The following is a 3,170-nucleotide window of genomic DNA, read 5'->3' on the forward strand; positions in this document are numbered from 1 at the left end:
CAGATGATGGCCACACTGTCCGACGCTGAGCGCGCCGATACCTGGCGGGAAATCGAGGCCGAATTGAAGCAATTCGAGGGTTCGGATGGCTTCGTCGGCCCGTGTGAGATGCTGGTGGCGATGGGAGTCAAGTGAACAGACGCACTGAAATTCATGCCTGCGCTGCCAGATGAGGTTCGTTGTCTCTGGCGAGCAGCGGTCAAACGAAAGGAGATTATCATGACTGACCAAAATAGCTGTAAGGGAACCTGTTTCTGCCAAGCCGTGGAACTCACCGTGACCGGCGAGCCCGTCGTGATGGGTTACTGCCACTGCGAGTCGTGCCGTGCCTGGTCGGCCGGCCCGGTCAATGGCTTCACCCTGTGGAAGCCGGACGCCGTGAGTATCACGCGAGGCGCCGAGCACATTGGCGAGTTCCAGAAGACCGAACGAAGCATTCGCAAATGGTGCAAGCAGTGCGGCGGCCACCTTCTGACCGAGCATCCCACCATGGGCCTGACCGACGTCTATGCCGCCATCATCCCGACGTTGGACTTCAAGCCGGCCGTGCACGTGCACTACCAGGAGACTGTTCTGCCCATCAAGGACAGCCTGCCCAAACAGCAGGACGTTCCTGCCGAGATGGGCGGCTCCGGTGTCTTGCTGCCCGAATGAGAAAGGAGAATGTCGCCATGTCCACCAAAGTCGCTGTCATACAAAAGCCCCCGGTGCTGCTCGACCGGGACAAGACCATTGCACGGGCGGTCGAGTCGATCGATGAGGCCGCCGGCGCCGTTGCCACACTACTGGTGTTTCCCGAGGCCTATATCCCTGGCTACCCGACCTGGATCTGGCGGCTCAAACCCGGCGGGGACATGGCGTTATCCGGCGAGATCCACGCGAGACTGCGCCAGAATGCAGTCGATCTGGATCGCGAAGATCTGCGCCCGCTGCAGGACGCGGCGAGTCGACATGCGGTGACCGTCGTGATGGGGATCAGCGAAATCGACAGCAGCTTTTCGGGCACGACACTGTTCAATACGGTGGTCGTCATCGGCCCGGACGGAACGCTCCTCAACCGCCATCGCAAACTGATGCCGACCAATCCAGAGCGCATGGTGTGGGGAATGGGTGATGCCAGCGGCCTGAGAGTCGTCGATACGCCCGCCGGCCGACTGGGCTGCCTCATCTGCTGGGAGGGCTACATGCCGCTGGCGCGTTACGCCCTCTATGCGCAGGATCTGCAGATCTACGTCAACCCGACCTGGGACAGTAGCGAAACGTATATTGCCACATTGCGGCATATTGCCAGGGAGGCAGGCTGCTGGGCGATCGCAACCGCTACCGCCATGCAGGGAAGCGACGTGCCGGAGAATTTCCCCGACCGCGACAGTCTCTTCGAGCCGGATGAGTGGATCAACGGCGGCAACGCCGTCGTAGTCGATCCGTCCGGTACTGTCATCGCCGGGCCACTCCATCGCGAAAAAGGTATCCTGTATGCCGAGATTGACATTGAAGTGGCACGGCGGGCGCGCCGCTCGCTGGACGTCTGCGGCCACTATGCCCGGCCGGATATTTTTTCGCTCTCCGTGAACCGCAAACCGCTCCAGCCGGCGGAATTCTCGGATTGATGGAGCAGGGTTATGGACAGGGGACTGATAATCTTCGATGTGTCCTGCCCAACAAGGCGCTCACCGGTCTGCAATTCCGCTGAGCGCCATTTGTTGCCGGTGAGCTTCGGCGTTATATGAAGACGCTCTGATCGCCCGCTTAATCACCCGTTGTGGATGCCTCATACGCGGGGCGTGAAGTGGAGATCAAGGGAACACAGAGCAACCGAGTGGGTTCGAGAAGCCGCCCCGAGCATCTGCTGGTGCTTGGGCTGCTCCACCGAGATGCCTTCCTGCTTGGCCACTTCCGTTCAGGTGACAGCTACGTTGACAGATAGGGGCCACGTTGACAGATAGGGGCCACCCGGTTTCCTGCTGAGGTGCTAATCTATTTTATGGCAGCACAATGACAACAGGATCCGGCCGCCACCTGCCAGCCGGGCATGACAGGAGTTACGCCATGAAGAAACTGCCCCCCGATGCCAAGACACGCGGCATCCATGAGCTCTATGCCGAGGATCCCGAGGCGGCGGATCGCAAGCTCTGGGACCGGGAAGTCGACCCCGTCACCCGCCGGGGTTCCTGAAACGCTCCAGCCTGCTCGCCATGGCCGTCGCCGTGGGTGGATCGATCCCCTTTGCCGACCGCATGCCCGGCGGCCTGATCCCGGCCGCCCTGGCGCAGAGCGACGAACCCTTCACCCTGAAAGGCAAGGAAGGACTGGCCGTACTCAACGACCGTCCCATCAATGCCGAGACACCGCCTCACCTGCTCGACGACGACATCACCCCCGGAAAGGTCATGTTCGTGCGCAACAACGGCATCCCGCCGGCATTGGAGAACATCGACGTCGCCGCCTGGCAACTGGAAATCGGCGGTGAATCCTGCGCGAACCCGCAGAGCTTCTCCATCGCCGACCTCAAGGAGAAATTCGAGCACCACACCTACCAGCTCCAGGTGGAGTGCGGCGGCAATGGCCGCAGCGAGTATGTGCCCTCCGCCAGCGGCAACCAGTGGACCACCGGCGCCGTGGCCTGTCCGACCTTTACCGGCGTGCGCTTGCGCGATGTCCTCGAGGCCTGCGGTATCGTGGGAGACGGTGAGCAGCAACTGCACTGCCTGCCATTCGGCCAGCCTGGTCACCCAGAACAGCGGCTCCCGCAATCACTGGGAGAAGCTGATCCGGTGGATGCAGGACACCCAGGGGCTCTGGCAGCTGCAGGCAGAGACCGAGACGGCCATCCTCGACTATCTGGCGGAAAACTACGGGCCCAAGGAGGGCTCGCGCCGCCCGCCTCTCCCCAGAGCGTTCATGCCGGACAACCCCTACTCGACGGTGGCCGACCCCGGCTGATCACCGACGTTTCCATCCACGATTGGCCATCCACAACAGGCCCCTCGCGAGGGGCCTGTTCTCGGGGATCTCTCTGAATGCCTGCAGTGTGCCGGCGACCAGGGGGTTCTTGTCCAGGTTGTGGGAGACCACCTTGGCGGGAAATTCCAGTACGGCGTGTCGGCATCTGGCTGGTGCTCTACAGCGTCGACTCCGCCGCGATCGAGGCCCCGCAGCACCGAGGCGAC

The 3,170-nt window shown here is 62.2% G+C and carries 4 protein-coding genes; all 4 read left to right on the forward strand.

Going from position 1 to position 3,170, the window contains the following annotated elements; all coding sequences use genetic code 11:
* Window positions 1-219 precede the first annotated feature (219 nt).
* The 4 genes from ACESMD_RS13555 (at window position 220) to ACESMD_RS13570 (ending at window position 3,020) form a co-directional block, all read left to right on the forward strand.
* A complete protein-coding gene (locus tag ACESMD_RS13555; RefSeq protein WP_372614021.1) occupies window positions 220-654 on the forward strand; it encodes a GFA family protein in 435 nt (144 codons plus the stop codon).
* 17 nt (window positions 655-671) lie between these two features.
* Window positions 672-1,610: a carbon-nitrogen hydrolase family protein gene (locus ACESMD_RS13560; RefSeq protein WP_372614023.1), complete on the forward strand. Its 939-nt coding sequence runs from the start codon at window positions 672-674 to the stop codon at window positions 1,608-1,610.
* Between the two features lie 439 nt (window positions 1,611-2,049).
* Window positions 2,050-2,175, forward strand: a complete 126-nt coding sequence (locus tag ACESMD_RS13565; protein ID WP_372614025.1) for a hypothetical protein — start codon at window positions 2,050-2,052, stop codon at window positions 2,173-2,175.
* Window positions 2,176-2,195: 20 nt separating this feature from the next.
* A complete protein-coding gene (locus ACESMD_RS13570; protein ID WP_372614027.1) occupies window positions 2,196-3,020 on the forward strand; it encodes a molybdopterin-dependent oxidoreductase in 825 nt (274 codons plus the stop codon).
* The last annotated feature ends 150 nt before the right edge of the window (window positions 3,021-3,170 follow it).

The organism is Halomonas sp. (assembly GCF_041689495.1).
Classification (GTDB): Bacteria; Pseudomonadota; Gammaproteobacteria; order Pseudomonadales; family Halomonadaceae; genus Halomonas.

Excerpts from the sequence above, each read along its gene's own strand:
- ACESMD_RS13555 (WP_372614021.1), top strand. The coding sequence starts at position 220 with ATGACTGACCAAAATAGCTGTAAGGGAACCTGTTTCTGCCAAGCCGTG.
- ACESMD_RS13560 (WP_372614023.1), top strand. The coding sequence starts at position 672 with ATGTCCACCAAAGTCGCTGTCATACAAAAGCCCCCGGTGCTGCTCGAC.
- ACESMD_RS13565 (WP_372614025.1), top strand. The coding sequence starts at position 2,050 with ATGAAGAAACTGCCCCCCGATGCCAAGACACGCGGCATCCATGAGCTC.
- ACESMD_RS13570 (WP_372614027.1), top strand. The coding sequence starts at position 2,196 with ATGGCCGTCGCCGTGGGTGGATCGATCCCCTTTGCCGACCGCATGCCC.